The organism is Micromonospora sp. NPDC048905 (assembly GCF_040649655.1).
GTDB lineage: Bacteria > Actinomycetota > Actinomycetes > Mycobacteriales > Micromonosporaceae > Micromonospora.
The window spans coordinates 292,334-318,881 of the sequence record NZ_JBEZFV010000003.1 but is presented as its reverse complement, the minus strand read 5'-3'; the positions used below and the strand labels follow the sequence as shown (position 1 = coordinate 318,881).

Sequence of the window (26,548 nt, the reverse complement as noted above, 5' to 3'; positions counted from 1 at the left end):
TAGACGCCCCGCTCAGGACGGGTCGATCGCCGCCGCCGTCTCCCCGATCCGCAGCGCGGCGTCGTCCGGGACGTTCCGCTTCAGCACCGCGAGAGCGACCTGCCCCAGCTCGTGGTGCAGCACCGCGCTGCCGACGAAGCCCACCGCCCGGCCGTCGAGGGTCACCGGCGTACCGGCCACCGGCGGCTGGTCGGTGGTCACCCCGTCCAGGTGCAGCAGTACGAGGCGACGCGGCGGTCGTCCCATGTTGTGCACCCGGGCCACCGTCTCCTGCCCCCGGTAACAACCCTTGTCGAGATGCACCGCCGGGCCGATCAGATCCACCTCCGCCGGAATGGTCCGGTGGTCGGTGTCCACCCCGACCCGGGGCTGCCGAGCGGCCACCCGGATCGCCTCGTACGCCCACAGCCCCGCGACCGGCACGCCGGCGCCGCGCAGTTCCGCCACCACCTGGTCCATCACCGAGCGGGGCACCAGCAGGTCCACCCCGAGCAGGCCGCGCCGCGCCCAGCCGCCGATCGGCAGCGGTTTGACGTCGTACCGGACACTCGCCCGCGGTGGCACGGCGCCGGCGGCGAACTTCGGACCCGGCACCGCGACCAGGTCCGGTGCGGCCAGCCCGGTCACGCCGAGTGTGGCCAGCGCCTCGGTCGCCGCCGGCCCGACCAGCGACAGCAACGCCCGTTCGGCGGTCGCGTCGCGCGGGTCGACCCGGCTGAAGAACCGCATCTTCTCCAGGTAGGTCAGGAGACCCTCGGTCGCACCCGGCTCGGTGTCCAGCCAGGCGGTCTCACCGTCCTCCGCGACAAGTGCGTGCTGCTCCACGTGGCCGTGCGGGGAGAGCACCAGCAGCTCGGTGCCCTCACCGGCGGCCAGCGTCGTCAGGTGCTGCGAGGTGATCGTGTGCAACCAGCCGGCGCGCTCCTCCCCGGGCACCGCGATGACTCCCCGGTGCGACCGGTCGACCAGGCCGACCTCGGTGTCGAGGGTGCGCTGCTCGCGCAGCGGGTCCCCGTAGTGCGCGGCCACTCCCCGCACCCCGGCCGCGACGTGCGCCGGATCCGGCTGGTCGCGGCTCGCCTCGTCGATGCTCTCGACGGCCACCGCACCCGCGATGTCGATCATTTGTTGTCCCCGTTCTCGCAGCGTACGCAGACGCCGAAGAGTGACACGTGCCCGATATCCACCCGGAACCCCCGCTGCGCGGCCAACTCGTCGGCGAGCGGCCGGAGCAGCCCCGGATCGATCTCGTCGATCGCCCCGCACTCCCGGCAGACCAGGTGGACGTGTTGGTGCTCACCTGCGGCGTGATAGGTCGGTGAGCCGTGCGACAGGTGCGTGTGGGTGACCAGGCCGAGCCGTTCCAGCAGCTCAAGCGTGCGGTAGATGGTGGTGATGTTGACGCCGGCGGCGACCTCCCGGACGGCGGTGTGCACCTGCTCCGGGCTGGCGTGCCCCAGATCGAGCACCGCCTGGAGGACGAGCTGTCGCTGGGGCGTCAGCCGCAGCCCACGGGCTCGCAGCATTTCCGCGAGGGAGGATTCGGACACCGTCCGATCATAGTTCGGCCACCGTGCCGGTCCGGGCACCGCGATCGACCGCCGCTACGCTCGGTGGTCATGGTGAAGTCCCCCGCCGGAGAGGTCGGGGCCGATCCGACCGCGCGGACTGTCGTCCTCGGGCGCGGCCCGGTGCCGGCCGGTGACCCGATGCTCCGCGGTGACGACCTCGGCGTGCTGCACGGCGACGGCCTCTTCGAGACCATGCACCTGCGTCAGGGCCGGCCGTGGCTGCGCGACGAACACCTCGCCCGGCTGGTCGCCGGGGCCGACGCCGTCGAACTGGCCGTGCCGCCCACCGCGGCGCTGATCGACCTGCTCGACGAGGTGTGTGCGGGCTGGCCAGCGGCGGTGGAGGGGGCACTGCGGTTGGTCTGCACCCGAGGCCCCGAGACCGGCGGCCCGCCCACGGTGTACGCCACGCTGGCCCCCGTACCGGCGGCCTCCCGGGCCGCCCGGCGGACCGGGATCAGCGTGGCCACCCTGCCGCTGGGGGTGCCCGCCGACGCCCGCAGCGGACTGAGCTGGCTGCCCGCCGGGATCAAATCGACGTCGTACGCGGTCAGCAGCGCCGCCCGCCGCTGGGCCCGCCGGGCCGGCGTGGACGACGCGCTCTGGATCTCCTCCGACGGGTACGCGCTGGAGGGTCCCACCGCGAATGTGGTGTGGCTCACCGACGACACGCTCTGCACGGTGCCGGCCGCCACCACCGGCATCCTCGCCGGCACGACCGTGGCCTGGCTGCTCGCCCGCGCCGCCGAGCTGGGCCTGGGCGCCGCCGAGCGGATGGTCACCCCCGCCGAGCTGCACGCGGCCGACGGCGTGTGGTTCACCTCGTCGGTACGCGGGGTCGTCGAGGTCCACACGCTGGACGGGGTGCGTCGGGACCGTTGCCCGCGCACCCCCGCCCTACAGGCTCTGCTGGGTTTCCCGAACTAGTCAGCCACCGACCCGGACGAGCCGGGCGGAGAGGTGCGGGCTGAGCCCGTGCCCCACGGCGGCCAACTCCTGGGCGTAGAGCAGCGCTCCCTCGACGATGCCGAAGAGCCGCTTCCCGCCGGTGACCTCCTTGGCGGTCGGAGTCCGCACCACCGCGTCGGTGGCGAACTCCACCTGCGTGCCGGTGCGCTTGCCCAGGTGCAGCTCCATGATCCCGGTCGGCGTGGTCAGCAGCGCCTCCAGCTCATCGGTCGCCCGACCGTCCACCAGCACCGGCCGCCACCAGCCGACCTCACGGCCGGCCGGACGGACCGGCTTGCTCTGCTCGTCCAGGATCCAGGCACGGGACTCGTAGTGCAGGAACGGCCGGCCGTCGTGGCTGATCCGGATCTCCTGCGCGTAGTCGAAATCCTCGATGGTGGGGAAACCACCCTTGCCCCGGCCACGCCAGAGGCCGATGTAGGGCAGCAGGCCATCCAACGCCGGGTGCAGCTTCGGCCCGACCCGCAGGTCGTGACTCTCCTCGAAGGGGTACTCCTCGACCGGCGGCGCGTTCAGCCACGGCGGCTGCAGCGGATTCTCGCTCACCGGGCCACCTTTGTTCGCGACTGCGGGGCTCGCAAGCCCGGCTCACTCCTCGCGCTCACCGGGCCACCTTCGTTCGCGACTGCGGGGCTCGCAGACCCGGCTCACTCCTCGCGCTCACCGGGCCACCTTCGTTCGCGACTGCGGGGCTCGCAAGCCCGGCTCACTCCTCGCGCTCACCAACGTCCTCTCGAAATCCGTACGGCAAGGTAGACCAGGCCGCCGGCAAGCCCGCCCAGGCCAGCGACCAACAGGCTGACAAACCCGATCTCGGTAACCATCCCGACCATCCTATGCTGGGCCACATGGCCCGCACTCTCGTCGTCAAGGCCACCGCTGGGGCGGACGCCCCGGAGCGGTGCGCACAGGCATTCACGGTCGCCGCGACGGCGGTCGCGGCCGGCGTGGACGTATCGCTCTGGCTGACCGGTGAGTCAACCTGGTTCGCCCTGCCCGGACGCGCCCAGCAGTTCGAGCTGCCGCACTCCGCGCCGCTTGCCGAGTTGCTGCACGTCATCCTGACCAGTGGCCGGGTGACCGCGTGCACCCAGTGCGCGGCCCGACGGGAGATCGGCCCGGACGACGTACTGCCCGGGGTCCGGATCGCCGGTGCCGCCGTCTTCGTCGAGGAGGCGATGGCCGAGGGCGCGCAGGCGCTCGTCTACTGACCGCTTCACGCGGTTCGTCGATTCGAGCGGAGTGCGGATACCGGCCCGACAACCCGGGCAGCTGCCTACGATTCGGATGTGACCGAGGCGACGGAGAGGTTCTTCGAAGCACTGCCGTCCCGCGCCCCCGACATCCTGGGCGGCCTGGCCGACGGAACGCTTCAGATCGACCTCGGCGACGACCACCAGACCGAGCACTGGCTGGTCCGGATGCGGCCCGGGTCGGTGCAGGTCAGCCGAGGGCGCGGCCCGGCCGACGCCATCTGGTACAGCAGCGCCGCCCTCTTCGACCGACTGATCGTCGGCGAGGCACAGGGCGTCGCGGCGGTGCTGCGCAACGAGAGCACGTTCAGCGGAAACGTAGTGCTCTTCCTCGCCTTCCGCCGGTTCTTCCCGGACCCGCCCGGCACCCGCGACCCCCGCGAAACGGCGCGCAGGACAGCCGGACGACCGGCGTGAAGGAACTCGTCAGCATCCTGGACGGCAACACCTTCCTGGTCAGCGACCGGCGAGGGGACATCGAACCATCCTTCGACTTCCCCACCGGGCTGTTCTCCTTCGACACCCGATTCCTGTCCACGTGGGTGCTCACCCTGGACGGCGAACGGCTGCACGCCCTCTCCGTCGACGACGCCGAGTCGTACCGCACCAAGTTCTTCCTCGCCCCCGGGGAACCCACGCACTATCTGGACGCGAAGGCATCGGTGATCCGCAGCCGGGCGATCGTGGGCAGCTTCGAGGAGGAGCTGACCGTACTGAACCACCTCGGCGCGGAGGTCGAGTGCACCGTCCGGATCGAGATCGGGGCCGACTTCGCCGACCTGTTCGAGATCAAGAACTCGCGGCAGAAGCGGGGCCGGACCACCGTCTCGGTCGCCGAGAACGAGCTGCGGCTGACCTACCGGCGGGAGGCGTTCCACCGGGAGATGGTGGTCCGCAGCAGTGCGCCGGCGCAGGTCGATGCCAGCGGGATGACCTTCCGGATCCGGATCGCCCGGAACAGTAGTTGGACCACCCGGCTGCACGTGTCAAGCGTCGTCTACGGCGCCCGTGGCGAGGACATCCGGGCCACCCTGCCGTACGGGGGCAGCCGCAGCGCGGACGTCATCCGGGCAGAGCAGCAGGAACTGGTCGACCGGGCGCCGAAGCTCGGGTGCGACTGCGAACCACTGGCCGGGGCGTACCGGCGCAGCCTCAACGACCTGGCCGCCCTGCGCTACGAGTCGATCGCCCTGGGCGTGCGGCTGATCGCCGCGGGACTGCCCTGGTTCATGACCCTGTTCGGCCGGGACAGCATCATCACCTCACTGCAGGTGCTGCCGTTCCTGCCGGAGTTGGTCCCACCGACCATCCTGATGCTGGCCGGCCTTCAGGGGCACCGGGTGGACGACTTCCGGGACGAGGAGCCCGGCAAGATCCTGCACGAACTGCGGTACGGGGAGACCGCCGGCTTCGAGGAGCAGCCGCACTCGCCGTACTACGGGTCGGCCGACTCGACACCGCTGTTCATCATCCTGATCGACGAGTACGAGCGTTGGACCGGCGACTCCGCACTGGTACGCCGGCTGGAGCCGCAGGTCCGCGCGGCGTTGGAGTGGATCGACACGTACGGCGACCTGCTCGGCACCGGCTACCTCTGGTACCAGACCCGCAATCCGGAGACCGGCCTGCAGAACCAGTGCTGGAAGGACTCCTGGGACGCCATCTCGTACGCCGACGGCCAGTTCCCCGGGTTTCCCCGGGCCACCTGCGAACTACAGGGGTACGCGTACGACGCGAAGATCCGGGCCGCGCGGCTGGCCCGGACCTTCTGGAACGACCCGGAGTTCGCCGACCGACTGGAGGGCGAGGCCGCCGACCTCAAGCGGCGGTTCGACCGCGACTTCTGGATCGCCGACCGCGAGTACTACGCGGTCGCGCTGGACGCCGACGGCCGGCAGGTGGACGCGCTCACCTCGAACATCGGGCACCTGCTGTGGAGCGGAATCGTGGACGAGTCCCGTGCCGGCAAGGTGGTCGAGCACCTGCTCGGGCCACGGCTGTTCTCCGGCTGGGGGGTGCGCACGCTCGCCGCGGACGAGGGACGGTACAACCCGATCGGCTACCACGTGGGCACGGTCTGGCCGTTCGACAACTCGATCATCGCCTGGGGGTTGTGGCGGTACGGCTTCCGGAACGAGGCGGGGAAGCTCTGCGACACGTTGCTGGCGGCCTCCCGATACTTCGAGGGGCGACTCCCGGAGGCGTTCGCCGGCTACGACCGGGATCTCACCGACTACCCGGTGGAGTACCCGACGGCGTGCAGCCCGCAGGCCTGGTCGACAGGCACCCCGCTGCTGCTGCTGCGGGTGATGCTGGGGTTGGAGCCGCAGGGCGAGCACCTGATCATCGACCCGGCCGTGCCACCGGGGATGGGCCGGGTCGAGCTGCTGGACATCCCGGGCCGGTGGGGCATGGTCGACGCGTTGGGGCGCAGCCGCGAACAGTCGGATCCACCGGGTGAGGGCTGACCCGAGGACCTGCCCGGTTCAGCTCGGGCAGCCGACGGTGGCGGCCAGCCGGGTGTCGTCCGGGACGAGCTCGGCGAGCACCGTGACCGCGCCGGTGCGGTACGCGTACACCGGGGGGTTGTCCAGCAGTGGGGTGGCGTCGGCCAGCGGAGCGAGGGCGGCCGGCGACACGGCCGGGCCGGGACCGCCCGCGGACCGTGCGGTGCGAGCCGACCCGCCGCCCGGGCAGGGCGCGGTGACCAGCTCCGGCGCGGTGTCACCGGGCCGGCCGAGGGCCGCCAGCGCGGCGGTCAGTGCGGCGGCTTCCGGACCGGCGGCGGTCGGCTGGGCTGGTCGGTAGCCGGAGCCGACCGGCCGGCAACCGGTGTCGACGAGCAACAGCACTCGGCCGTCCACGGTCGGCCGACCCTCGACGGCCACGAACTCGCCCGCGTCGGCGTACAGCTCGGGGCCGTCCAGCCCGGAGCCGACGCCGGCCCGCCAGGTCGCCGGCAGCCGATCGGCGATGCCGTCCAACACGGCCTTCTCGGTGCCGGTGGGCGCGAGTACGCCGATCTCGCGTCGCAGCCTCGCCCCCTCCGCGAACGGGGTGACCCGGCAGCCGGCAGCGATCCGCGGCGGGCTTAGCTCCAGCAGGCCGGCGGCACCGGCGGCCCGCGCCAGCTCACCTATCGCCCGGTCGACCACCGGGCCGGCCTGGTCGAGGGAACGCTGCTCGCGAACGGTCGGCGGATCGGTGCGGACCGACATGGTGGTGAGCACGGCCAGCAGCACGGCCCACACCACGGTCGCGGCCAGCAGCCAACGCCGCCGTCGCCGGGCGGGTGCCGGCACGGTGGGACCGGCCGAAGAGGCCCAACCCGTCTGGACAGCACCGCTCACCCGGTCATGGTGTCACGCGCCCGCCGCCGGCCCGGCGGCGGAGGCAGTCGGCGGTACGGTCAGTGGCCGTTCAGCCGGGGCGGCGGGCCGAGTCGATAGCCGACGCCGCGCACCGCGTGCACCTGCGGTCCGCCCGGCAGGCCTCGTAACCTGCGCCGGAGCCGCTTGATCGTGGACTGCAGCGCCGCGGTGTCGGCGCCGCCCAGCGCGGAGGCGCAGAGCTGTTCGTAGCTCCACACCACCAGCGGCGGGCCGATGAGCCGGGCCAGCAGTTCCCGTTCGGCGCGGGAGAGCGGCAGCGGGTCGCCCCGCCAGGTCACCAGGTGTGCGGTCGGGTCGACGACCAGCTCACCCCAGCGGACGGGTCCCTGCGGCGTCGCGGGCGCGGCGACCGGCCCGACGACCGACGTCGAGCCACCCGGCGACGGGGACAGCAGCGCCCGCAACTGGGCCAGGTCGGCGCAGTTCACCACCGAGCCGACCCCGTCGAGCCGGCGCAGCACCCGACCGAGCACCCCGGCGTCCGCGCTGACGCAGACGACGATCGGAACCTCCGCGCCGGACTCGCCGCCACCCTGCGCACCAACCGTGATTTCCACCAGTAGATAGTGACGTACACCAATGGGTTTGATTGGCCGTCCACACTCCTGGCGCCACTGAAATTCTCCCAACCACCACCGCGCCCATCCGCTCGCGCCCCGCCCAACCGCACCACTTGCAAACACTGTCGTGAAACCGACACCAACGCGACCAAACAGCCGGTGCCATCGATTGACGGTGGGTAGTGGACTAGTGACGCGAGGATCCGCAACGCGGTCCGCGTCGTCGGAGGGAGGCACTAGGGTGACGCCAACAGCGACGTCGTCGACGGCGAGAGGACCAGCAATGGGCACCGCCATCGTCAAGACCCCGCAGCAACTGCGCGAGTGGCGCGCTCGGCTCCTGGAGCGCGTCCACATGAGCAAAGAGACGCTGTATGACCTGGGGCGCAACTTCGAGCTCCGCGCCGACGAACGCAGCGTCTACGAGATGGTCCGCTCGATCGACTACCTGCTCGGCGATGACGACTGACGGGACTCCCGTCTCTCCGGACCTGATCGCCCGAGCCAGCGCCTTCGCCGACGACATCACCAGCCGAGTGCAACGAGTCGTGCGGACAGACAAGCACCTGTCCGCGCTGCTGATGCCCGGCAGGAACGGCGGTCGCGTCATGGTGGGCATCGTCGAGGGAGACGATTTCGGAACGTTTCCGCTGTACATCGACAACAAGCACCGCCTTGACCTGCTGATCAAGTTCAACTGCTGCATGGATTCGAGCGGCAGGCACCTGGCCACGGACGCCTCCTGGCTCCATGTCACACCCAAGGGCGAAAAGGCACCCTTGTTCCGCTACGAGTACGTCCGGGAGTTCCAACCCGGCGTGCCTTGCGCCCACCTCCACGTACACGGCCACCGTGACGAATTCGCCTTTGTCATGCAGGACGGGCCGAGCGGACGCCCAAGAGCCCGTAAGCGCAGGCACGAGGTCCCACGGCTTGCCAAGTTCCACTTCCCGCTCGGCGGACACCGCTTTCGGCCTTGTCTTGAGGACGTCCTGCAGGCCGTGGTGGAGGAGTTTTCCGTCGACACCGTCGAGGGATGGCGGAACGCCGTCGGGGAAGGGCGGGAGGAGTGGCGAAAGCTCCAGTTACTGGCCGCGGTACGTGATGCTCCGAGTATCGCCGCTCGGGCGCTGGAGGAACTCCAATACAAGGTGGTTCCGCCCGACTCGGCCCCCGCCGACAACCAGAGCAGGCTGCGGGCTTACTGACCCTGCCGACAAACGACCGGGGCCGGCCACCCGCGTGGGTGTCCGGCCCCGGTCGATCGGAGCAGTGGGTCAGGCGACGGTGACGCCAACCTCGTTGACGCCCCGGCCGGCGGTGACGGCGGTGTCGCCGTTGCCGTGGCGGGACAGTGCCCGCAGCGTCCAGGAGCCCGGCGCGGCGAAGAACCGGAACTGGCCGGCCGCCGAGGTCACCACCTCGGCGGTGAATTCGCCCGTCGAGTCGAGCAGCCGGACGTACGCACCCGGCACCGGCTCGTCCTCAGCGGAGCGGACGATCCCGGTGATGACGGTTTCCTTCTCCAGGTCCAGGCTGGCCGGCAGCGGCGCGGCCTGGTCGGGTGCGGCGCAACCCGCGGCGGTGGGGAGCGTCATGATCAGGCCTCCCCGGGTTCGTCGCCGAGCGCGACCGGCACGCCGACCAGCGAGCCGTACTCGGTCCAGGAGCCGTCGTAGTTCTTGACGTTGCGGTGGCCCAGCAGCTCCTGGAGCACGAACCAGGTGTGCGAGGAGCGCTCACCGATGCGGCAGTAGGCGATGGTCTCCCTGCCGTCGTCGAGGCCCGCGTCGCCGTAGATCCGGCGCAGCTCGTCGTCGGACCGGAAGGTGCCGTCCTCGTTGGCCGCCTTGGACCACGGGACGCTGATCGCGGTCGGGATGTGGCCGCCCCGCTGCGCCTGCTCCTGGGGCAGGTGGGCGGGGGCGAGCAGCCGGCCGGCGAACTCGTCGGGGCTGCGCACGTCGACCAGGTTCTTGGTGCCGATCGCCGCCACGACCTCGTCCCGGAAGGCCCGGATCGAGGTGTCCGGCTCCTGCGCGACGTACTGCGTCGCCGGGCGGGTCACCGAGTCGGTGACCAGCGGGCGGGCATCCAGCTCCCACTTCTTGCGACCGCCGTCGAGCAGCTTCACGTCGCCGTGGCCGTAGAGCTTGAAGTACCAGTAGGCGTACGCGGCGAACCAGTTGTTGTTGCCGCCGTAGAGGATGACGGTGTCGTCGTTGCTGATGCCCCGCTCGGAGAGCAACGCCTCGAACTGCGTCTTGTTGACGAAGTCCCGGCGGACCTGGTCCTGCAGGTCGGTCTTCCAGTCAATCTTGATGGCGCCGGCGATGTGGCCGGTGTCGTAGGCCGAGGTGTCCTCGTCGACCTCGACGAAGACGACGCCCGGGGCGTCGAGGTTCTTCTCGGCCCACTCGGCCGAAACGAGTGCGGTGTCGCGACTCATCGAATCACTCCCTGGTGAGGATGGATGGTGAGCCAACGCGCGAGCATTGATGGGTGTAACTGTCGCACCACGCGCGGGACCCAGCGGAAGGACGGGATCACGGGTTCGTGCGACGGCGCCGCTGCCGGGCATTCGGTGGGATCACCGGAGGGTGCGAGAACCCTGTGCCGGTGGCCGCCGTCAGGCGGCCGGAGACAGCCCCGCCGTCAGATGACGGGGCGACACAGGCAGGTGGCCACGCGGCACAGGTCGACCGCGCGCCGTTTGGTGAGGTGGGTCCCCATGAGCAGGGAGCCTACCAGCCGGTGACCGTGCTGCCACTGGGCCGACCACCATCCGGGAACGACCCGGGCCGTCGTCCGGCCCGGGTCGCCACTCAGCTGACGGAATTGATGGGCACGTTCTTCGCGTCGGCGGTGACCGCCAAGCCTTCCGGCAGCGGGCGGACCTCCCGGACGGCGAGTTGGAACGGCAGATCCGGCAGGGGCACATCGATGGAGATGCTCTTGGCGAAGTTGTTCAGGAAGGTGCGGGCCAGCGGCAGGTTCGGCAGACCCGCGGCGTCCAGGTCGTTGAACCGCAGGGCGACCGCGCCGTTGTCGGCGACGGTGACGTCGGCGGTGCCGCTGATCGTGATCTTCTGACCGAGGATGTCGGCCGGACCCGTGACGGCGAGCTTGCCGTTCTGCTCGCCGAGGACGAGCCCCGGGCGCTTCAGCAGCGCGGTCAGACTCTCGTAGCTGATCGTGCCGGTGCCGTTGACGGTGTCCGCCACGACGTCGCCCTGGCCGGTACGCAGGGTGTCCAGCGAGGCCCGCACGTTGCGAGCGTCCACGTTGAGCACCGGCAACCGCACGGTGTCGCCCTCGACCGGGGCCTGCACGTCCCGCAGTTTGATCGAGATCCGCTCGTAGCGACCGTCGAGCACCTGGGTGAGGAACGGGACTCCGGCGACCTCCACGTCCGGCTTGGCGGCCTGCCCGCCCTGCTTGGCGACCTCCTGCTGGACGCGCTCGCCGATCATCCGCTCGGCGACCCCGACGGCCACCCGGTCGGCGACGACCAGCAACCCGGCCAGCAGCAGGAGCAGCACGAACAGCCCGATGAGCAGCTTGCGGCCACGCCGTCGGGGTCGCGCCTCGTCCACCGGATAGTCCTGCGCCACGCCGCCTCCTGTCTCCGCCCGTCGCGCCGCGACGGGTCGTTCATACCGACGCCGCAGGGCGGCGCACCCGTTGGTACCCGAGCGGCTCCGCGCTCAACCGTGACTCAGAGGAAGAGCATGCACATGGCGTACGCGGCCGGCGCCGCGAGGGCGAAGCCGCCGAGCGGACCCTGCATGTGCCGGGCCACCCACATAGTGGGCGTCTCGCCGGCCATCAGCCGCCCCGCCTCCGCGTACCCCACGGCGAGATCGGAGAGGACGGCGGTGACCGCCGCGACCAGGCCGATCACGGCGGCCCGGGTCGGCGTGAAGGGTGCCACCAGGTAGCTGCCCAGGAGTGCGCTGGTGAGCGTGCCGACCATCGCGCCGGCCACCACGCCAGCGGCGCCGCGCGGCACCTGCGGAGCCAGTCGGGGCCAGGGCAGCACGGCGTCGGTCAACCGGGCGACGGTCAGCGCGACGCCGCTGGCGGACAGGCAGACGGTGATCGCCTGGGTGCCGGCCGGGATCCGGCTGAGCACGATCAGGGTGCCGAAGGCCACCACCCCGACCACGATGAGCAGCGTGGCGCCGAGTGAGTCGGTGACCCGGACCCGGTCGACCCGACGGACCAACTGGCCGAGAACCGCGGCGAGGAACCCGCCGGCCGCCAGGTAGCCCAGCGGCGCCAGGCCGGCGACGTCGGTCTGCACCGCGGCGATGTCGACGAGCGCCGCGACCACGGCGCTGATCCCGGCGACGACCAGCAGCGCGGGCGGTCGCATGGCCATGGTCCAGGCCAGTACGAACAGCAACTGGACGCCGAAGATGATGAAGGCGAATGGCAGGCGGTGACCGGGACCCGAGGTCTGTGCGCCGAGCACCAGACCGAGGCCGAGCAGCGCGGCGAAGCCGGCGATGGTCACCGCCAACTGGCGGCGTACCTCGACCGGGGGTACGACCTCCTCCTCCGGCTCGTCGACCTCGTCCTCGGATCGGCGGGCCGGCTCACCGGCTCGCCGGGCCCGACGAGGCCCACCCCGTTCGCGGCGGTCGCCGTCGGTGGTGGTGGCCGGGCCGGTACGCGGCGCGGACGGTTGGCCGCGGCTCGGTGTGGCGGCCGGACCCGGGTGGGGCCCGGCGGGCCACGATTCGCGGCCGGCCTCGGGCGACGTGGAGGGAAACACGACCCGATCGTGCCAGACCGACGGCCCGAAGCGGTGGTCACGGGTTTCAGCAACGTTAAAACCTGGGCCACGATCAGGGGCAAGGTAGACAAACGGGAAATGGCCTGACGGCGCGGCCAAGGCGATCGGTTACGCTCATCCCGTTACCCCGCCCGTCAGCGACGCCGGGACCACGCAATTTCTCAGCGCGCTCCCCCGTGAGTGTGTCTGGTCGCGTGCGGCCGTGCGCCGCCGGGACGGAGGTGATCGTGGAAATCCTGCTGCTGGTGACTGCGCGCGCAGGCGAACCGTCGGCTGTGCTGCCGGCACTCGACCTGCTGCCGCATTCGGTTCGTACCGCGCCGCGCGACGTTCGCACCCTGGTCGCGGGCCCCAGCCCGGACGCGGTGATGGTGGACGCCCGCTCGGAGTTGAGCGAGGCCCGCGCGACCTGCCGCATGTTGCACGCCACCGGGCTCGGCGTGCCGCTCGTCGCGGTGGTGACCGAGGCCGGCCTGATCGCGCTGAACGCGGACTGGGGCGTCGACGACGTCATCCTCGCCTCGGCCGGCCCCGCCGAGGTCGAGGCCCGGCTGCGGCTGGCGGTGGGCCGGCTGAGCAACGCGACGGCTGGCGCGGGCGGCTCGATCCGGGCCGGCGAGCTGAACATCGACCCGGACACGTACGCGGCCAAGCTCAAGGGTCGGCCGCTCGACCTCACCTACAAGGAGTTCGAGCTGTTGAAGTTCCTGGCCCAGCACCCGGGTCGGGTGTTCACCAGGGACCAGCTCCTGCGCGAGGTCTGGGGCTACGACTACTTCGGCGGCACCCGCACGGTGGACGTGCACGTCCGGCGGCTGCGCGCCAAGCTCGGCTCGGAGTACGAGTCGATGATCGGCACGGTTCGCCAGGTCGGCTACAAGTTCGTCGTTCCGCCGTCGCGTTCGCTGCCCGAGGCGGAGCACGTGCCACTGCCGGTCTGATCCGCGAGTCGCCCCGAGCGATTTCCCATATGCCCTTTTTGCGCAGCTTGGCAGTCCTATTCTGACTGCCGGGTTTGTCGGAGAAGGGGGCGGCTGTGCGCGCAGTGACCACGGGGGCGACGGGCCGGCGTGACCGGCCAGGCGGGCACAGGCCGTGACGCGGGGCAACTCGACCGCGAGGGCGGCCGGGATCGTGACCGTGGTGGTGGCGGCACTGCTCGGCTCGGCGTACGCGCTGGGCCGCAGTCTCGTGCCCGACCAGGTTCCGGGGCTCTCCACCGGGGCCACGACAGGTGCCGACGGGCCGCACTACGCCGACCAGCCCAGCGGTGGCGAGCCGAGCGGCACCCCGAGCGCCAGCACCGGCCCCGCCGAGACCGGTCAGGACGGGTCGGCGCCGAAGACGGGCACCGACAACCTGTTCGGCGCGCACGCCACCTCCGGCTCCCCACGACTCGCGCTGACCTTCGACGACGGCCCCGACCCGCGCTACACCCCACAGGTCCTCGCCCTCCTGCGCGAGTACGACGTGCACGCCACGTTCTGCGTGGTCGGCGAAAACGCGCAGAACCACCCCGACCTGATCCAGGCGATCGTCAACGAGGGGCACACCCTGTGCAACCACTCGTGGCACCACGACGTCGGCCTGGGTGCCCGCTCGGCCGACGCGATCCGCTCCGATCTGCTGCGCACCAACGCGGCGATCCGGGCGGCGGTGCCGAACGCTCCGATCGTCTGGTACCGCCAGCCGGGCGGCGCGTGGACGTACCCCGTGGTGTCGGTGGCTCGGCAACTCGGCATGACCCCGCTGCACTGGTCGGTGGACCCGTCGGACTGGGAACTGCCCGGCGCCGGCAAGATCACCGCGACCGTGTTGACGCAGGCCGAACCGGGCTCGGTGGTGCTGCTGCACGACGCCGGCGGGAACCGGCAGGGCACCGTGGACGCGCTGCGCCGGATCCTGCCCGACCTGACCGCGAGGTTCGAGTTGGAGGCGCTGCCCACCGACCCGACGTGAGGCGCGGCGTCCGGGTCCGCGCCGATGCTGGCGCGAGCGGTCACGCCCCTGGCCGGCCTGCGGCGCTCCCAGACGACGACCCGCCGCGTTGGAGATTCGTCCGGACACGCAGCGGATACGGTGGCGGAATGAGCAGCGCGGAGCCGACCAGCGACCAGGTGACCCGGACCGACCGACTGGCGCCGGCGGAGATCGGCGAGATACTGGCCCTCGCCAGCGCCGCCGGCGACACCGACGGCGCCGACCCGCTGGACGAGCACGTCCTGCTCCGCCTCCGTGACCCGGACGCCCCGGCCCTGCACCTGATCGCCCGCGCCGACGACGGCACCCTCACCGGGTACGCGCACCTCGACACCACCGACCCGGTCGGCGGGATCGGGGTCGAGCTGGTGGTGCACCCCGCGTACCGACGCCGGGGCACCGGTCGCGCGCTGGCCCGGGGCGTACTCGCCTCGGCCACCGGGCCGCTGCGGGCGTGGGCGCACGGCGACCACCCGTCAGCCGCGGCGCTCGGCGTCGACCTCGGGTTCACCCGGGCGCGGGTGCTCTGGCAGTTGCGCCGCCCCCTGGCCGCTCCGCTGGGTGAGCCGCGCCTGCCCGACGGGGTGGCGCTGCGCGCGTTCCGGCCCGGGTCGGACGACGCGGCGTGGCTGATCCTCAACTCACGCGCCTTCGCCGAGCACCCCGAGCAGGGGCGGTGGACCTCGGACGACCTGCGCGTCCGCCTCGGCGAGCCGTGGTTCGACCCGGCCGGCTTCCTGCTCGCCGAGGAGACCGCCACCGGTCGACTGCTCGGCTTCCACTGGACCAAGGTGCACGAACGCCCGGGGTCGGCCCGGATCGGCGAGGTGTACGTGCTGGGCGTGGAGCCGACCGCGCACGGCGGCGGGCTCGGCCGGGCCCTGACCACCGCCGGGCTGGCGTACCTGCGGGACAAGCGGGGCCTGGACCGGGTGATGCTCTACGTGGACGAGTCGAACGCCGGGGCCGTCGCGCTCTACGAGCGGCTGGGCTTCGCCCGTTGGTCCGCGCACATCAACTACCACCTGGGCTGACCGTCGACCCGCTCCCCGGCCGGTCACCGCGCGGTAACGGCCGGGCCTCGGCGGCATAACGGCGAACCGGAAATATACCCATACTTCCGACAGGTGTATCCGGGTTCACTTAACGGACAACTCGCCCTCAGCAAGCGGTCATCTCGGCGGCCGTACGTGTTCACCTCGCGTTCACTTACGACCGGCGAACCGGCTACCTGGCACTTCTAACTTTCGTGTCAGCCGGTCAGTGCCGGTCCTCGGGCCCCGGGATCGGGGCGCCAAGTCAGACGCGAAGGGAAACCCCTCAGGTGAAGCTCCAGCGGTACGGCACTATTGCCTGCCTCGCTCTTGCCGCGACGCTCGGCCTCAGTGCATGCGGCTCGGACAACAACGGGCCCGCCTCCGGCGCGAACGCTTCGGGCTCGGCCGCCGCGGTCGACTGCGCTACCGGCACGCTGAACGCCCAGGGCTCGTCGGCGCAGAAGAACGCCATGGCCGAGTGGATCAAGGCGTACCAGCAGAAGTGCCAGGGCACCACGATCAACTACGAGGCTTCCGGCTCCGGCGCCGGCATCCAGGCGTTCATCGCCGGGACCGCCGACTTCGCCGGCTCCGACTCCGCGCTCAAGCCGGAGGAGCAGCCGCAGGCGGACGCCAAGTGCGTCGGTGGCAAGGCCATCCACCTGCCGATGGTGATCGGCCCGGTGGCCGTCGCCTACAACGTCAGCGGCGTGGACAACCTCCAGCTCAAGCCGGCCACCCTGGCGAAGATCTTCGCCGGCAAGGTCACCAAGTGGGACGACGCCACGATCAAGGCCGACAACCCGGACGCCAAGCTCCCGGCGACCACGATCCAGACCATCCACCGCTCGGACGAGTCGGGCACCACCGACAACTTCACCAAGTACCTCTCGAAGACCGCTGAGAGCGACTGGACCCTGGGCAACGCCAAGGCGTGGAAGGCCCCGGGCGGCACCGGCGCCAAGGGCTCGGACGGCGTGGCCAGCAAGGTCAAGGCTGCCGACGGCTCCATCGGCTACATGGAGTGGTCGTTCGCCGAGAACGCCGGCCTGAAGATGTCCAAGATCGGCAACGGCAACGGCGAGTTCGCCGCGCTGACCGCCGAGGCGGCCGGCAAGACCATCGCCGGCGCCAAGGTCGACGGCCAGGGCGACGACCTCAAGCTGTCGATCGACTACAACACCAAGGAGACCGGGGCCTACCCGATCGTCCTGGCGACGTACGAGGTCGTCTGCAGCAAGGGCCTCGCGGCCGACAAGTTGAAGCTGGTCAAGGGCCTGCTGGGCCACGCCGCCAGCGCCGAGGGCCAGGCCTCTCTCACCGAGCTGGGCTACGCCCCGCTGCCGGAGACGGTCCGCACCAAGGTCGAGACCGCGGTCAAGAACCTCTCCTGACCCGATTCCACACCTCCGCAACCGAATCGAGCGAGCAGATGGGTGAAACCCCTCACCGCTCGGCCGACGCCGGCACCGGTGGGACGCACGTGACTCAGAGTCACGAGTGGTCCGCCGGTGCCTCGGCGCGTGTGGCCGAGGCACCAGTCAGCACCCGTTCCCCGGGCGGCACCGAGCTGGGCGGCGGCGGCGCGCTGCCGCGCAGCCGTAAGTTCGGCGCCGAGCGGGCCTTCCGCGGTCTCACCCTGGCCGCCGGCACCGCCGTTCTGGTCATCATCGCCGCCATCGCGATCTTCCTGGTCGCCAAGGCGGTGCCGGCCCTCCGCGCCAACACCGAGAACTTCTGGTCCTACGAGGGCTGGTCCCCCAACGAAACCCAGCCGAAGTTCGGCATCGGCGCGCTCGCCTTCGGCACCGTGCTCAGCTCGGCGCTCGCACTGCTCATCGCGGTGCCGGTGGCGCTCGGTATCGCGCTCTACCTCTCGCACTACGCGCCGCGCCGGTTGGGCACCGCGCTCGGCTTCCTGGTCGACCTGCTGGCCGCCGTACCGAGCGTGGTCTTCGGTCTGTGGGGGCGGGACGTCTTCAGCAGCCCGGTGCGGGACTTCTCGGTCTGGCTGAACCAGCACTTCGGCTGGATCCCGCTCTTCGGCGGTGACGGCCCCTTCGGGGCGTCCGTCATGCTGGGCGCTCTGGTGCTCGCGATCATGGTGCTGCCGATCATCACCTCGCTCTCCCGCGAGGTGTTCCTCCAGACGCCGACCGCGAACGAGGAAGCCGCCCTCGCCCTGGGCGCCACCCGCTGGGAGATGCTCCGCACCGCGGTGCTCCCGTACGGCCGCCCCGGCATCATCGCCGCGATGATGCTCGGCCTCGGCCGGGCGCTCGGCGAGACCATCGCCCTGGCGCTGACCCTCGGCATCACCTTCAACATCTCGTTCAACCTGATCCAGAACGGCGGCAACACCATCGCCGCCAACATCGCCAACGCGTTCGGCGAGGCGAACGAGACCGGCCGGGGCGCGTTGATCGCCTCCGGCCTGGTGCTGTTCGCCATCACGCTGATCGTCAACATCACGGCGCGGGCGATCATCTACCGCCGCCGGGAGTTCACGGAGTCGGCCGCATGACCACAACCGTCACCTCCCACCGCACCCGGCCCCCGGCCCAGCCCGACTCGCTGCGGGCCAGGCGACTGCCCTGGTACGCCGCCCCGGCCATCGCCGTGGCGGCCCTGGCGCTCTCCGCCGTGCTCGTCTACGGCACCGACATCGGCGGCCCGGTCCTCGTGGTCGTCCTCGGCGCGGTGCTCTACCTGGTCGGGCTCTTCGCCGCGGCCAACGCGGTCGAGGGGCGCCGGTCGGCCCGCAACCGCACCTGGAGCGCGCTGATCCACTCCGCGTTCGTGCTGGCGGTGCTGCCGCTCATCTCGGTGGTCTGGACGCTGGTCAGCAAGGGCACCGAGCGGCTGGACGGCAACTTCTTCCAGACCTCGATGAACAACATCGGGGCCCGGGACGCCAACGGCGGCGCGTACCACGCGATCGTCGGCACGCTGGAGCAGGTCGGCATCGCCACCCTGATCACCGTCCCGCTCGGCGTTCTCTGCGCCATCTACATCGTCGAGTACGGGCGGGGCAAGTTCGCCTTCGCGATCCGGTTCTTCGTGGACGTGATGACCGGCATCCCGTCGATCGTCTCCGGCCTCTTCGTGCTGGCGTTCTGGGTGCTCGTCGTGTCGCCGTGGTTCAACGACGGCCGGCCCAGCTTCTCCGGCTTCGCCGCCGCGCTCGCGCTGAGCGTGCTCATGCTGCCCACCATCGTCCGGTCCACCGAGGAGATGCTCCGCCTCGTCCCGGCGCCACTGCGCGAGGGCGCGTACGCGCTCGGCGTACCCAAGTGGAAGACCATCCTGCGGGTGGTGGTGCCGACGGCACTGCCCGGCATCGTCACCGGCGTCATGCTCGCCATCGCCCGCGCGGCCGGCGAGACCGCACCGGTGCTGCTGGTCGCCGGCGGCGGCGCCGCGATCAACACGAACCCCTTCGAGAACAGCCAGTCGTCGCTGTCCCTCTTCGTCTACCAGCAGGCCGGTGACGCGTCGAAGTACGCACCGGCACGGGCGTGGACCGCGGCACTCACCCTGGTCGCCCTCGTGCTCATCCTGACGATCGCGGCGAAGTTGCTGGCCCGTCGCAACAGGCTCAGCCGATGAACCCCGGAGGTACCACCATGGCCAAGCGCGTCTCCGCCTCGAACGTCACCGCGTACTACGGCGGCTTCAAGGCGATCGAGAACATCAACCTGACCGTCGAGCCGAAGACCGTCACCGCCCTGATCGGGCCGTCCGGTTGCGGCAAGTCCACGTTCCTGCGGTCGATCAACCGCATGCACGAGGTGCTGCCGGGCGCCCGGGTCGAGGGCAGCCTGACCATCGACGACCAGGACATCTACGACCGGGACGTGGACGTCACCGCGGTCCGGCGCACGATCGGCATGGTCTTCCAGCGGCCGAACCCGTTCCCCACCATGAGCATCTTCGAGAACGTGGTGGCCGGGCTGAAGCTCAACGGCGTCCGCCGGAAGTCGATCCTGGAGGACGCGGCCGAGAAGGCACTGCGCTCGGCGAACCTGTGGGACGAGGTCAAGGACCGGCTGGGCAAGCCCGGCGCGGGCCTCTCCGGCGGTCAGCAGCAGCGGCTCTGCATCGCCCGGACCATCGCGGTCGAGCCGCAGGTCGTCCTGATGGACGAGCCGTGCTCGGCGCTGGACCCGATCTCCACCCTGGCGATCGAGGACCTGATGTTCCAGCTCAAGGACAAGTTCACGATCATCATCGTGACGCACAACATGCAGCAGGCCGCGCGGGTGTCGGACCGGACCGCCTTCTTCTCGATCGAGAAGACCGGCGACCCGGGCCGGCTGATCGAGTACGACAACACCCAGAAGATCTTCAGCAACCCGAGCGTGAAGAAGACCGAGGACTACATCACCGGCCGCTTCGGCTGAGCCGCATACCCCTACCCAGGATCGCGCTCGATCAGGGATGTAGTGGCCTCACCGTGCAACGGAGGCCACTACATCCCTGTTCGAGCGCGATCTTTCGGTAGGAGCGAGCCCGGCGGGCAGCGCGGCAACTCCCGGTCAGCCCAGGACGAAGCGGGGTGCGCCGTCCGGGGGCAGGTCCAGGCGTGGGGTGACCGGGCTGGCGGCGTCCCGATCGGCCGCCGCTCGCGCCACCCCGGCCAGGTCACCGGCCGCCGCCACCTGGGCCAGCGTGACCAGGGTCGGTGGCAGCATGGTCAGCTCGCCGGCCTGCGCGCGGGCCAGCGCGTCCGCCGGGCGTATCCACAGGGTGTGGTCGGCCTCGCCGGAGACGTCGCGGGTCCGCTGGCCCGCCGGCAGCAGGGCCACGAAGAAGTACGTGTCGAAGCGACGCGGCTCGAACTCCGGGGTGATCCACCGGCTCCACGGCAGCAGCAGGTCCGACCGCAGGGTGAGCTGCCGGTTGGCGAGCAGCTCGGCGAAGCCCAGCCGGCGCCCCTCCAGGTCCTGCCGGGCGGCCTCCCAGTCGTCCCCGCTGACGTCGCCCACCACGGTCGCCGGGTCCGGGCCGGCAAGCAGCACGCCCACCTCCTCGAAGACCTCCCGGGCGGCGGCATAGACGACGGCCTGCGCGGCTTCCGGGGTCACCCCGAGCCGCCCGGCCCACTCGGCGGGTGCCGGCCCGGCCCAGTCCAGGTGTGCAGCGGAGTCGGAGCGGTCCACCCCACCGCCGGGGAAGGCGTACATCCCGCCGAAGGTCATCGCGGCGACCCGGCGGATGACGTACACCTCGAAGTCGACGTCGGTCGGACGCAGCAGCAGCACGGTGGCGGCGACCCGCGGCGTCGCCGGGGTGCCGCCCTCGGCCTGGAACCGGCGGGCGTGCTCGACCAGGGCGGCCGGGGCGGCGAAGCCGTCACTGTCGATCGTCATGCCCGCGAGCCTAGTTCGCGGCAGCGCGACCGCCGGCAGCGCGCCAGCCTCGTCGGGTGGGTGGGGGCAGTGGCGGGTTTAGCTGGCTCGGCTAGCGTGCCCTGCATGACTCGTTGGGGCATCCTGGCCACCGGCCACATCGCCAGCCGTTTCGCCGAAGACCTCCGGCTGGTGCCGGACGCCGAGCTGGTCGCGGTCGGCTCGCGCGCCGTCGAGAGCGCGCGGCGGTTCGCCGACACCTACGGCGCGAAGCGCGCGTACGGCTCCTGGGTGGAGTTGGCCGCCGACCCGGAGGTGGACGCGATCTACGTGGCGACCCCGCACTCCGCGCACCACGAGGCGGCGATGACCTGCCTGACCGCCGGGCGGGCGGTGCTGTTGGAGAAGCCGTTCACCCTCGACCTGTCCACCAGCACCGAACTGGTGGACACCGCCCGCGCCGCCGGGGTCTTCCTGATGGAGGCCATGTGGATGCGGCTGAATCCGCTGATCCTGCGCGTGGTCGACCTGATCGCGGACGGGGCGATCGGCACGGTGACCGGCGTCCGGGCCGATTTCGGGGTGGCCGGGCCGTTCCCGCCGGAGCACCGGATGCGCAACGCCGCGCTGGGCGGGGGCGCCCTGCTCGACCTGGGGATCTACCCGATCAGCCTGGCCCACCTGCTGCTCGGCGTGCCGCAGCACATCCGCTCCTGGGCGCAGCTCGGCCCGGAGGGGACGGACGAGAACACCGGCATGCTGTTCGGCTACGACAGCGGAGCGCTGGCAACGCTGAGCTGCGGCATGGTCGGGTTGAGCGGGCAGACCGCCTCGATCACGGGCACCACCGGGCGGATCGACCTGCCGGAGCCGTTCTTCCGGCCGGGTTCCGTGGTCCTGCACCGGGCCGGCGCGGAGCCGGAGACGATCGTCGCCGACGGGGCCGGCAACGGCTACCAGTACGAGGCGATCGAGGTGCAGCGCTGCCTGGCCGCCGGGCTGACCGAGAGCCCGGTGGTGCCGCATTCCACGACCCTTGAGGTGATGGCGCTGCTGGACACGGTGCGCGAGCAGATCGGCGTCCGGTACGAGTGACACGAACGGCCCCGGTCGCGGTGACCGGGGCCGTCGAGGTGCCGGGTCCGGTCAGCCGAAGAGCGGCCGGACCAGCAGGTACGTGACGCAGGCGATCAGCGCTGCGGCCGGGAACGTGATGATCCAGGCGAGCACGATGTTGCCGGCGACGTTCCAGCGGACCGCGGAGAGCCGCTTCGTCGCGCCGACACCCATGATCGCCGAGGTGATCGTGTGGGTGGTGGAGATCGGGGCCTTCAGCACCAGGGCGTTGAAGTAGAGCACCGCGCTGGCGACCGTCTCGGCGGCGAAGCCCTCCGGCGGCCCCAGGTCGATGATCTTGCGACCGAGGGTCCGGATGATCCGCCAGCCGCCGGCGTACGTGCCCAGGGCCAGCATCGTCGCCGAGGTCCAGAACACCCAGCCCGGGATGTGCGTCTTGCTCTCCTGGAAGCCGCCGGTGTAGAGCGCCAGCACGACGATGCCCATGGTCTTGGCGGCGTCCTGCATGCCGTGACCGACCGACATGGCCGCCGCCGAGACGGTCTGCGCCCAGCGGAAGCCCCGGTTGAGCTTGCCCGGCTGCCCCTTCCGGAACAGCCAGAGGATGGCGAGCATCAGCAGGTAGCCGAGGGTCAGGCCGACGATCGGCGAGAGCACCATCGGCAGCAGCACCTTCTCGCCGATGTTGCCCCACTGCACGATGCCGCCGGTGGACAGCAGGGTCGCGCCGACCAGGCCGCCGAAGAGCGCGTGCGAGGACGACGAGGGCAGACCGAAGTACCAGGTGATCAGGTTCCAGGCGATCGCCCCGAGCACCCCGGCGAAGACCACGCCGAGACTGTTCACCCCGGTCGGGAGGGTGACCAGGCCGTCGCCGACGGTCTTGGCGACGCCGGCGCCGAAGTGCGCGCCGACGAAGTTGCCGACCGCGGCGAGACCGAGGGCGATCCTGGGGGTCAGCGCCCGGGTGGAGACGCTTGTCGCGATCGCGTTGGCGGCGTCGTGGAAGCCGTTGGTGTAGTCGAACGCCAGGGCTACCCCGATCACCGCCAGGACGGCGATGAGTTCGGGTGTGAAGGTCACCGGCTCAGGACTCCTTGACCGCGATGGTCTCGACCGTGTTGGCCACGTGCTCGAAGGCGTCGCAGGCGGCCTCCAGCTCGTCGGCGACCTCCTTCATCTTCAGCACCGTCAACGCGTCGTACTCACCGGAGAAGAGGCGGACGAGCAACTGCCGGTTGATCCGGTCGCCCTCGTTCTCCAGCCGGTTGCACTCGATCCAGTAGTCCTCAAGATCCTTCATCGACTTCAGTCGGGGCATCGCGTCGGCGGTCAGCTTGGCCTGCTGGTCGAGCACGTTGACCATCTCGTGCAGCTCGCGGGGCAGCGCCGGCAGCTCGGTCAGCCCGTAGAGGTAGAGCAGGTCGCCCACCGCTTCCAGGTGGTCCATCACGTCGTCGAGCAGCGAGCCGAGCCGGTAGATGTCCTCCCGGTCGAACGGCGTGATGAACGTCGAGTTGATCTTCTTGTACAGGTCATGGGTGATCTGGTCGCTGTCGTGCTCGACCTCGGTCAGCCGCTCGCTGACGGACTGGACGTCCACACCCGGCAGGGCCAGCTCGTTGAGCAGCGCGGTGCCCCGGACCAGGTTCTGCGCGGCCCTGGTGAAGAGCTCGTAGAAGGCGCCCTCGGTGGGGCGGAAGGAAAACTTCACAGCACAGACCTCGTCGCGTCGGTGGAAGGGTGGCGGAGCCCGAAGAACGTCCGCTCGGTGAATGCTAGGAGCCGGTAGAACCGCGAATTCGCCGGCCCACCCCTGGCCAAGCCTCATTCACCGCTCGTTCACCTGCTGTTCATCTCGGCCGTCCCACCCGCATCCACTCCCCCAGCAACCAATCGCTCCCGCTCACGATCGACGTCGAAATCGGCAGCCGGATACCCCAGGTCGAGGGTGTCGAACGTCTCACGCAGCAGATGAGCCACCGCCCAGTCCCGGTACCACTTACGGTCCGCCGGCACCACGAACCAGGGCGCGGCGTCCGTGCCGCACCGGCTGAGGGCCTCGGCGTACGCGGCCTGGTAGTCGTCCCAGTGCGACCGGGAGTCGACGTCGGAGGGGTTGTACTTCCAGTGCTTGCGTGGGTCGTCGAGCCGCTCCAACAGGCGCTTGCCCTGCTCGGCGTACGAGATGTGCAGCATCACCTTGAGCACGGTCAGCCGCCCCTCGGTCAACTCCCGCTCGAACGAGTTGATCTCGTCATAGCGTGCTCGCCAGGTCGCCTCCGGCACCAGCGAGCCGACCCGGGCGATCAACACGTCCTCGTAGTGCGATCGGTTGAACATCCCCACGTACCCCGGCGGCGGCAACTCCCGCCGGATCCGCCACAGGAAGTCGTGCCGCAACTCCTGGCGGGTCGGCGGCCCGAACGAGCGGATGTGCAGGCCCAGCGGATTCATCGCGCCGGCCACCCGCTTGATCGTGCCGTCCTTGCCACCGCAGTCCATCGCCTGCAGCACCAGCAGCACCCGGCGCGCCGGGCGATCCGACCCGGTCTTGGCCATCGCGTAGAGCATTTCCTGCTGCCGGGCCAGCTCGCCGCCGACCAGCTCCACCTGCTCCCGCGCCCAGGCCTTACGGTGCTCGCCGCGCCCCGCCGTACTCGGCACGCCGGGCGTGGACCGCGGGTCGACCGCGCCCAGATCCACAGGTGCGGTGACCCGCAGCAACTCCCGCACGGAACCGCCGTCCGGTGCCACGATCTGCCCTTGCTGGGGTGCGCTCATCCACGGATCATCGCCCAATCGCAGGCGATCCGCCCGTCGAGGCCCACCCCGCCCCACCACCGGTCGGCACGGTCCGCGGGTCGGCCCGCCGTCGGACGCGGGGCTGCCGGCGCGCCCGGTCGGCGGGAGGATGGACGTCTGGGCGGTGCCGGCGGGGAGGGTGGTGGGTCGTGCAGGATCTGGCGACGGAGTTCGAGGCCGAGCGGGGGCGGCTGCTCTCGGTGGCCCGCCGGATGCTGGGCAGCCGCAGTGAGGCGGAGGACGCCGTGCAGGAGACCTGGCTGCGCTACGCCGGGGCTCTCGCCGACCCGAGCGCCCGCGCCGAGATCCGCGAGCTGTCCGCGTGGCTGACCACCACCTGCGCCCGGATCTGCCTGGACGTGCTCCGTTCGGCGCGGGTCCGCCGGGAGACGTACCCCGGGCAGTGGCTGCCGGAGCCGGTGGTGAGCCCGTTGGGCGCGGCGGCGCTCACGGACGGGTACGCGCCGGACCCGGCCGAACGGGCGGTCCGCACCGACCAGGTCGGCACGGCGTTGCTCGTCGTGCTGGAGCGACTCGCGCCGGAGCAGCGGGTCGCGCTCGTGCTGCACGACGTGTTCGCGATGCCGTTCGCCCGGGTCGCCGACGTGCTCGGCACCACCGAGGTGGCCGCCCGGCAGCTCGCCTACCGGGCACGTCGGGCGGTCACCGCGCCGGACGTGCCCCGGCACACCGCGGACCTGGCCGAGCAGCGCCGGGTGCTCGAAGCGTTCGTCGCCGCCACCGAGTCCGGCGAGCTGGACCAACTGCTCCAGGTGCTCGCGCCGGACGTGGTCTTCGTCGGTGACTCGGGCGGGCACTACCCCTCGGCCCGCCAGCCGGTCGTCGGCGCGGACGCCGTGGGTCGCTTCACGCTCGGCCTGTTCGGCCGGACCGGCCGCTACGCCGGACGGGTGCTGGCCCGGCTCGTGCTCGTCGACGGCGCGCTCGGCCTGCAGATGGAGACCGTGCACAGTGACGGGCGGCCGATCCGCCTGGTCACCGTGTTCGCCGTGGACCAGGGCCGGATCACCGCCATCTACAACCAGATCAACCCGGAGAAGCTGGCCGACCTGCCCCCGCTCGGCGACGGCGACCGCTGGCCACCGCGCTGGTGAGCCGGCCGGGCGTGCGGCGTCAGACCACCAGGCCCAACCACTTGCGGTACGAGGTGGCGAACGGCTCGGTGCCGTCGCCGAGCGCCCCGAAGAGCCGTTGCGCCGCCGCCTCGGCCTCGGCGACCACGTCGTCCGGGTAGCCGAAGCGCGCCCGGTGCTCGGCGAACTCGTCCTCGTCCAGCAGCTCCACCAGGCCGGTGGCCCGACGCCGGACGACGTCCAGGTCCAGGTCGATCAGGTGGACGGTGTCGTCGGACTCCCAGCGGGCCGGGGTGGTGATGTCGCAGTAGACCTCGCTGGTGCGGGGCGGGGGGTTGAACATGGCCGTCCACCAGGCGCGGTGCGGCACCAGCAGAACGAACGGGATCTTCTCCACCGACGGCCGGCCGTGGTAGACCGACTCGGTGCCCTGGGGCACGCCGAGCCAGATGCCGAGGTCGTCCTCGGTGAGCCGGCGGGCCGGGTAGTCGCGGTGGGCGCTGCCGTCGTACTTGCGGTAGATCACGCGGACCATGTCGCTCGGCATGATTCGCACCCTAACCGATACTGCCCACCCGTCGTAGTGCGGCGGTAACCGGACGGCGCGACCTGGACGACCAGCGTGGCCCGTGGCGCGCCACGCGGCGGAGGGGCACGG

The 26,548-nt window shown here is 71.2% G+C and carries 31 protein-coding genes; 15 read left to right on the top strand and 16 right to left on the bottom strand.

What is annotated here, in order from left to right:
• Nucleotides 1–12 precede the first annotated feature (12 nt).
• Both AB0C01_RS09670 and AB0C01_RS09665 read right to left on the bottom strand, forming a co-directional pair.
• Complete coding sequence (locus AB0C01_RS09670; protein ID WP_357570841.1) at nt 13–1,125, bottom strand: folate-binding protein; 1,113 nt, start codon at nt 1,123–1,125, stop codon at nt 13–15.
• Nucleotides 1,122–1,550 carry a Fur family transcriptional regulator gene (locus tag AB0C01_RS09665; protein WP_357253782.1) on the bottom strand — a complete coding sequence of 143 codons (429 nt, stop codon included), beginning with the start codon at nt 1,548–1,550 and terminating at the stop codon, nt 1,122–1,124. The genes AB0C01_RS09670 and AB0C01_RS09665 overlap by 4 nt, the downstream gene beginning before the upstream one ends.
• Nucleotides 1,551–1,619: 69 nt before the next feature.
• On the opposite strand from AB0C01_RS09665, the gene AB0C01_RS09660 reads away from it, so the two are divergent.
• Nucleotides 1,620–2,498 (top strand): aminotransferase class IV, encoded by an 879-nt coding sequence (locus AB0C01_RS09660; RefSeq protein ID WP_357570840.1) that lies wholly within the window; start codon nt 1,620–1,622, stop codon nt 2,496–2,498.
• On the opposite strand, the gene AB0C01_RS09655 is transcribed toward AB0C01_RS09660, so the two are convergent.
• Together AB0C01_RS09655 and mtfM are read right to left on the bottom strand one after the other, a co-directional pair.
• Nucleotides 2,499–3,086 carry an FABP family protein gene (locus AB0C01_RS09655; protein ID WP_357570839.1) on the bottom strand — a complete coding sequence of 196 codons (588 nt, stop codon included), beginning with the start codon at nt 3,084–3,086 and terminating at the stop codon, nt 2,499–2,501.
• 173 nt (nt 3,087–3,259) lie between these two features.
• A complete protein-coding gene (gene mtfM / locus AB0C01_RS09650; protein ID WP_030327764.1) occupies nt 3,260–3,364 on the bottom strand; it encodes a small membrane protein MtfM in 105 nt (34 codons plus the stop codon).
• 12 nt (nt 3,365–3,376) lie between these two features.
• Here mtfM and AB0C01_RS09645 point away from each other — a divergent pair, with 12 nt between their 5' ends.
• The 3 genes from AB0C01_RS09645 to AB0C01_RS09635 all read left to right on the top strand — a co-directional run bounded on the left by AB0C01_RS09645 (nt 3,377) and on the right by AB0C01_RS09635 (nt 6,261).
• Nucleotides 3,377–3,751 carry a DsrE family protein gene (locus AB0C01_RS09645; RefSeq protein ID WP_030490116.1) on the top strand — a complete coding sequence of 125 codons (375 nt, stop codon included), beginning with the start codon at nt 3,377–3,379 and terminating at the stop codon, nt 3,749–3,751.
• 78 nt (nt 3,752–3,829) lie between these two features.
• Nucleotides 3,830–4,210, top strand: a complete 381-nt coding sequence (locus AB0C01_RS09640) for an SCP2 sterol-binding domain-containing protein (RefSeq protein WP_357253777.1) — start codon at nt 3,830–3,832, stop codon at nt 4,208–4,210.
• A complete protein-coding gene (locus AB0C01_RS09635) occupies nt 4,207–6,261 on the top strand; it encodes a glycogen debranching N-terminal domain-containing protein (RefSeq protein ID WP_357253775.1) in 2,055 nt (684 codons plus the stop codon). The genes AB0C01_RS09640 and AB0C01_RS09635 overlap by 4 nt, the downstream gene beginning before the upstream one ends.
• Before the next feature lie 18 nt (nt 6,262–6,279).
• On the opposite strand, the gene AB0C01_RS09630 is transcribed toward AB0C01_RS09635, so the two are convergent.
• Nucleotides 6,280–7,047 carry a hypothetical protein gene (locus AB0C01_RS09630; RefSeq protein ID WP_357253975.1) on the bottom strand — a complete coding sequence of 256 codons (768 nt, stop codon included), beginning with the start codon at nt 7,045–7,047 and terminating at the stop codon, nt 6,280–6,282.
• Between the two features lie 155 nt (nt 7,048–7,202).
• On the bottom strand, nt 7,203–7,688 hold the full coding sequence (locus tag AB0C01_RS09625) for a winged helix-turn-helix domain-containing protein (protein ID WP_357253973.1): 486 nt from the start codon (nt 7,686–7,688) through the stop codon (nt 7,203–7,205).
• A gap of 340 nt (nt 7,689–8,028) precedes the next feature.
• Here AB0C01_RS09625 and AB0C01_RS09620 point away from each other — a divergent pair, with 340 nt between their 5' ends.
• Complete coding sequence (locus AB0C01_RS09620; RefSeq protein ID WP_357570838.1) at nt 8,029–8,214, top strand: hypothetical protein; 186 nt, start codon at nt 8,029–8,031, stop codon at nt 8,212–8,214.
• Complete coding sequence (locus AB0C01_RS09615; protein WP_357570837.1) at nt 8,204–8,953, top strand: hypothetical protein; 750 nt, start codon at nt 8,204–8,206, stop codon at nt 8,951–8,953. The genes AB0C01_RS09620 and AB0C01_RS09615 overlap by 11 nt, the downstream gene beginning before the upstream one ends.
• A gap of 69 nt (nt 8,954–9,022) precedes the next feature.
• Here the strand turns inward: AB0C01_RS09615 and AB0C01_RS09610 are convergent, their stop codons facing one another.
• From AB0C01_RS09610 to AB0C01_RS09590, 5 genes are all read right to left on the bottom strand, one after another.
• Nucleotides 9,023–9,343 carry a DUF1416 domain-containing protein gene (locus AB0C01_RS09610; protein ID WP_357253773.1) on the bottom strand — a complete coding sequence of 107 codons (321 nt, stop codon included), beginning with the start codon at nt 9,341–9,343 and terminating at the stop codon, nt 9,023–9,025.
• A 2-nt stretch (nt 9,344–9,345) separates the two neighbouring features.
• On the bottom strand, nt 9,346–10,194 hold the full coding sequence (locus AB0C01_RS09605) for a sulfurtransferase (protein ID WP_357253771.1): 849 nt from the start codon (nt 10,192–10,194) through the stop codon (nt 9,346–9,348).
• A 206-nt stretch (nt 10,195–10,400) separates the two neighbouring features.
• Nucleotides 10,401–10,478 carry an Ms5788A family Cys-rich leader peptide gene (locus AB0C01_RS09600; RefSeq protein ID WP_310503780.1) on the bottom strand — a complete coding sequence of 26 codons (78 nt, stop codon included), beginning with the start codon at nt 10,476–10,478 and terminating at the stop codon, nt 10,401–10,403.
• Nucleotides 10,479–10,570: 92 nt separating this feature from the next.
• Nucleotides 10,571–11,359 (bottom strand): DUF2993 domain-containing protein, encoded by a 789-nt coding sequence (locus AB0C01_RS09595; RefSeq protein WP_357253769.1) that lies wholly within the window; start codon nt 11,357–11,359, stop codon nt 10,571–10,573.
• A 104-nt stretch (nt 11,360–11,463) separates the two neighbouring features.
• A complete protein-coding gene (locus tag AB0C01_RS09590) occupies nt 11,464–12,525 on the bottom strand; it encodes a hypothetical protein (protein WP_357253768.1) in 1,062 nt (353 codons plus the stop codon).
• 242 nt (nt 12,526–12,767) lie between these two features.
• Here AB0C01_RS09590 and AB0C01_RS09585 point away from each other — a divergent pair, with 242 nt between their 5' ends.
• The 7 genes from AB0C01_RS09585 (at nt 12,768) to pstB (ending at nt 19,966) form a co-directional block, all read left to right on the top strand.
• Nucleotides 12,768–13,487: a response regulator transcription factor gene (locus AB0C01_RS09585; protein WP_357253767.1), complete on the top strand. Its 720-nt coding sequence runs from the start codon at nt 12,768–12,770 to the stop codon at nt 13,485–13,487.
• A gap of 154 nt (nt 13,488–13,641) precedes the next feature.
• Nucleotides 13,642–14,505 (top strand): polysaccharide deacetylase family protein, encoded by an 864-nt coding sequence (locus AB0C01_RS09580; protein WP_357570836.1) that lies wholly within the window; start codon nt 13,642–13,644, stop codon nt 14,503–14,505.
• A gap of 128 nt (nt 14,506–14,633) precedes the next feature.
• On the top strand, nt 14,634–15,560 hold the full coding sequence (gene mshD, locus AB0C01_RS09575) for a mycothiol synthase (protein ID WP_357253763.1): 927 nt from the start codon (nt 14,634–14,636) through the stop codon (nt 15,558–15,560).
• 290 nt (nt 15,561–15,850) lie between these two features.
• Nucleotides 15,851–16,957 (top strand): phosphate ABC transporter substrate-binding protein PstS, encoded by a 1,107-nt coding sequence (gene pstS / locus AB0C01_RS09570; protein WP_357253761.1) that lies wholly within the window; start codon nt 15,851–15,853, stop codon nt 16,955–16,957.
• Between the two features lie 38 nt (nt 16,958–16,995).
• On the top strand, nt 16,996–18,087 hold the full coding sequence (pstC, locus tag AB0C01_RS09565) for a phosphate ABC transporter permease subunit PstC (RefSeq protein ID WP_357253759.1): 1,092 nt from the start codon (nt 16,996–16,998) through the stop codon (nt 18,085–18,087).
• Nucleotides 18,084–19,172 (top strand): phosphate ABC transporter permease PstA, encoded by a 1,089-nt coding sequence (gene pstA, locus AB0C01_RS09560; RefSeq protein WP_357253757.1) that lies wholly within the window; start codon nt 18,084–18,086, stop codon nt 19,170–19,172. The genes pstC and pstA overlap by 4 nt, the downstream gene beginning before the upstream one ends.
• Before the next feature lie 17 nt (nt 19,173–19,189).
• Nucleotides 19,190–19,966 carry a phosphate ABC transporter ATP-binding protein PstB gene (gene pstB / locus AB0C01_RS09555; RefSeq protein WP_355027583.1) on the top strand — a complete coding sequence of 259 codons (777 nt, stop codon included), beginning with the start codon at nt 19,190–19,192 and terminating at the stop codon, nt 19,964–19,966.
• A 135-nt stretch (nt 19,967–20,101) separates the two neighbouring features.
• Here pstB and AB0C01_RS09550 read toward each other — a convergent pair whose 3' ends face one another.
• On the bottom strand, nt 20,102–20,935 hold the full coding sequence (locus AB0C01_RS09550; RefSeq protein WP_357253755.1) for an NUDIX hydrolase: 834 nt from the start codon (nt 20,933–20,935) through the stop codon (nt 20,102–20,104).
• Between the two features lie 105 nt (nt 20,936–21,040).
• Between AB0C01_RS09550 and AB0C01_RS09545 the strand changes: the two genes are divergently transcribed.
• Nucleotides 21,041–22,009 carry a Gfo/Idh/MocA family oxidoreductase gene (locus tag AB0C01_RS09545; RefSeq protein ID WP_357253753.1) on the top strand — a complete coding sequence of 323 codons (969 nt, stop codon included), beginning with the start codon at nt 21,041–21,043 and terminating at the stop codon, nt 22,007–22,009.
• 51 nt (nt 22,010–22,060) lie between these two features.
• Here the strand turns inward: AB0C01_RS09545 and AB0C01_RS09540 are convergent, their stop codons facing one another.
• From AB0C01_RS09540 to AB0C01_RS09530, 3 genes are all read right to left on the bottom strand, one after another.
• Nucleotides 22,061–23,074, bottom strand: coding sequence for an inorganic phosphate transporter (locus AB0C01_RS09540; RefSeq protein ID WP_357068198.1), 1,014 nt, complete (start codon nt 23,072–23,074; stop codon nt 22,061–22,063).
• 4 nt (nt 23,075–23,078) lie between these two features.
• Nucleotides 23,079–23,705 carry a DUF47 family protein gene (locus tag AB0C01_RS09535; RefSeq protein ID WP_053655020.1) on the bottom strand — a complete coding sequence of 209 codons (627 nt, stop codon included), beginning with the start codon at nt 23,703–23,705 and terminating at the stop codon, nt 23,079–23,081.
• 128 nt (nt 23,706–23,833) lie between these two features.
• Nucleotides 23,834–24,775 (bottom strand): PPK2 family polyphosphate kinase, encoded by a 942-nt coding sequence (locus tag AB0C01_RS09530; protein ID WP_357253751.1) that lies wholly within the window; start codon nt 24,773–24,775, stop codon nt 23,834–23,836.
• Nucleotides 24,776–24,945: 170 nt separating this feature from the next.
• Here AB0C01_RS09530 and sigJ point away from each other — a divergent pair, with 170 nt between their 5' ends.
• Nucleotides 24,946–25,911, top strand: a complete 966-nt coding sequence (gene sigJ / locus AB0C01_RS09525) for an RNA polymerase sigma factor SigJ (RefSeq protein ID WP_357253749.1) — start codon at nt 24,946–24,948, stop codon at nt 25,909–25,911.
• Between the two features lie 19 nt (nt 25,912–25,930).
• On the opposite strand, the gene AB0C01_RS09520 is transcribed toward sigJ, so the two are convergent.
• On the bottom strand, nt 25,931–26,437 hold the full coding sequence (locus tag AB0C01_RS09520) for a DUF402 domain-containing protein (protein ID WP_357253747.1): 507 nt from the start codon (nt 26,435–26,437) through the stop codon (nt 25,931–25,933).
• Nucleotides 26,438–26,548 lie beyond the last annotated feature (111 nt).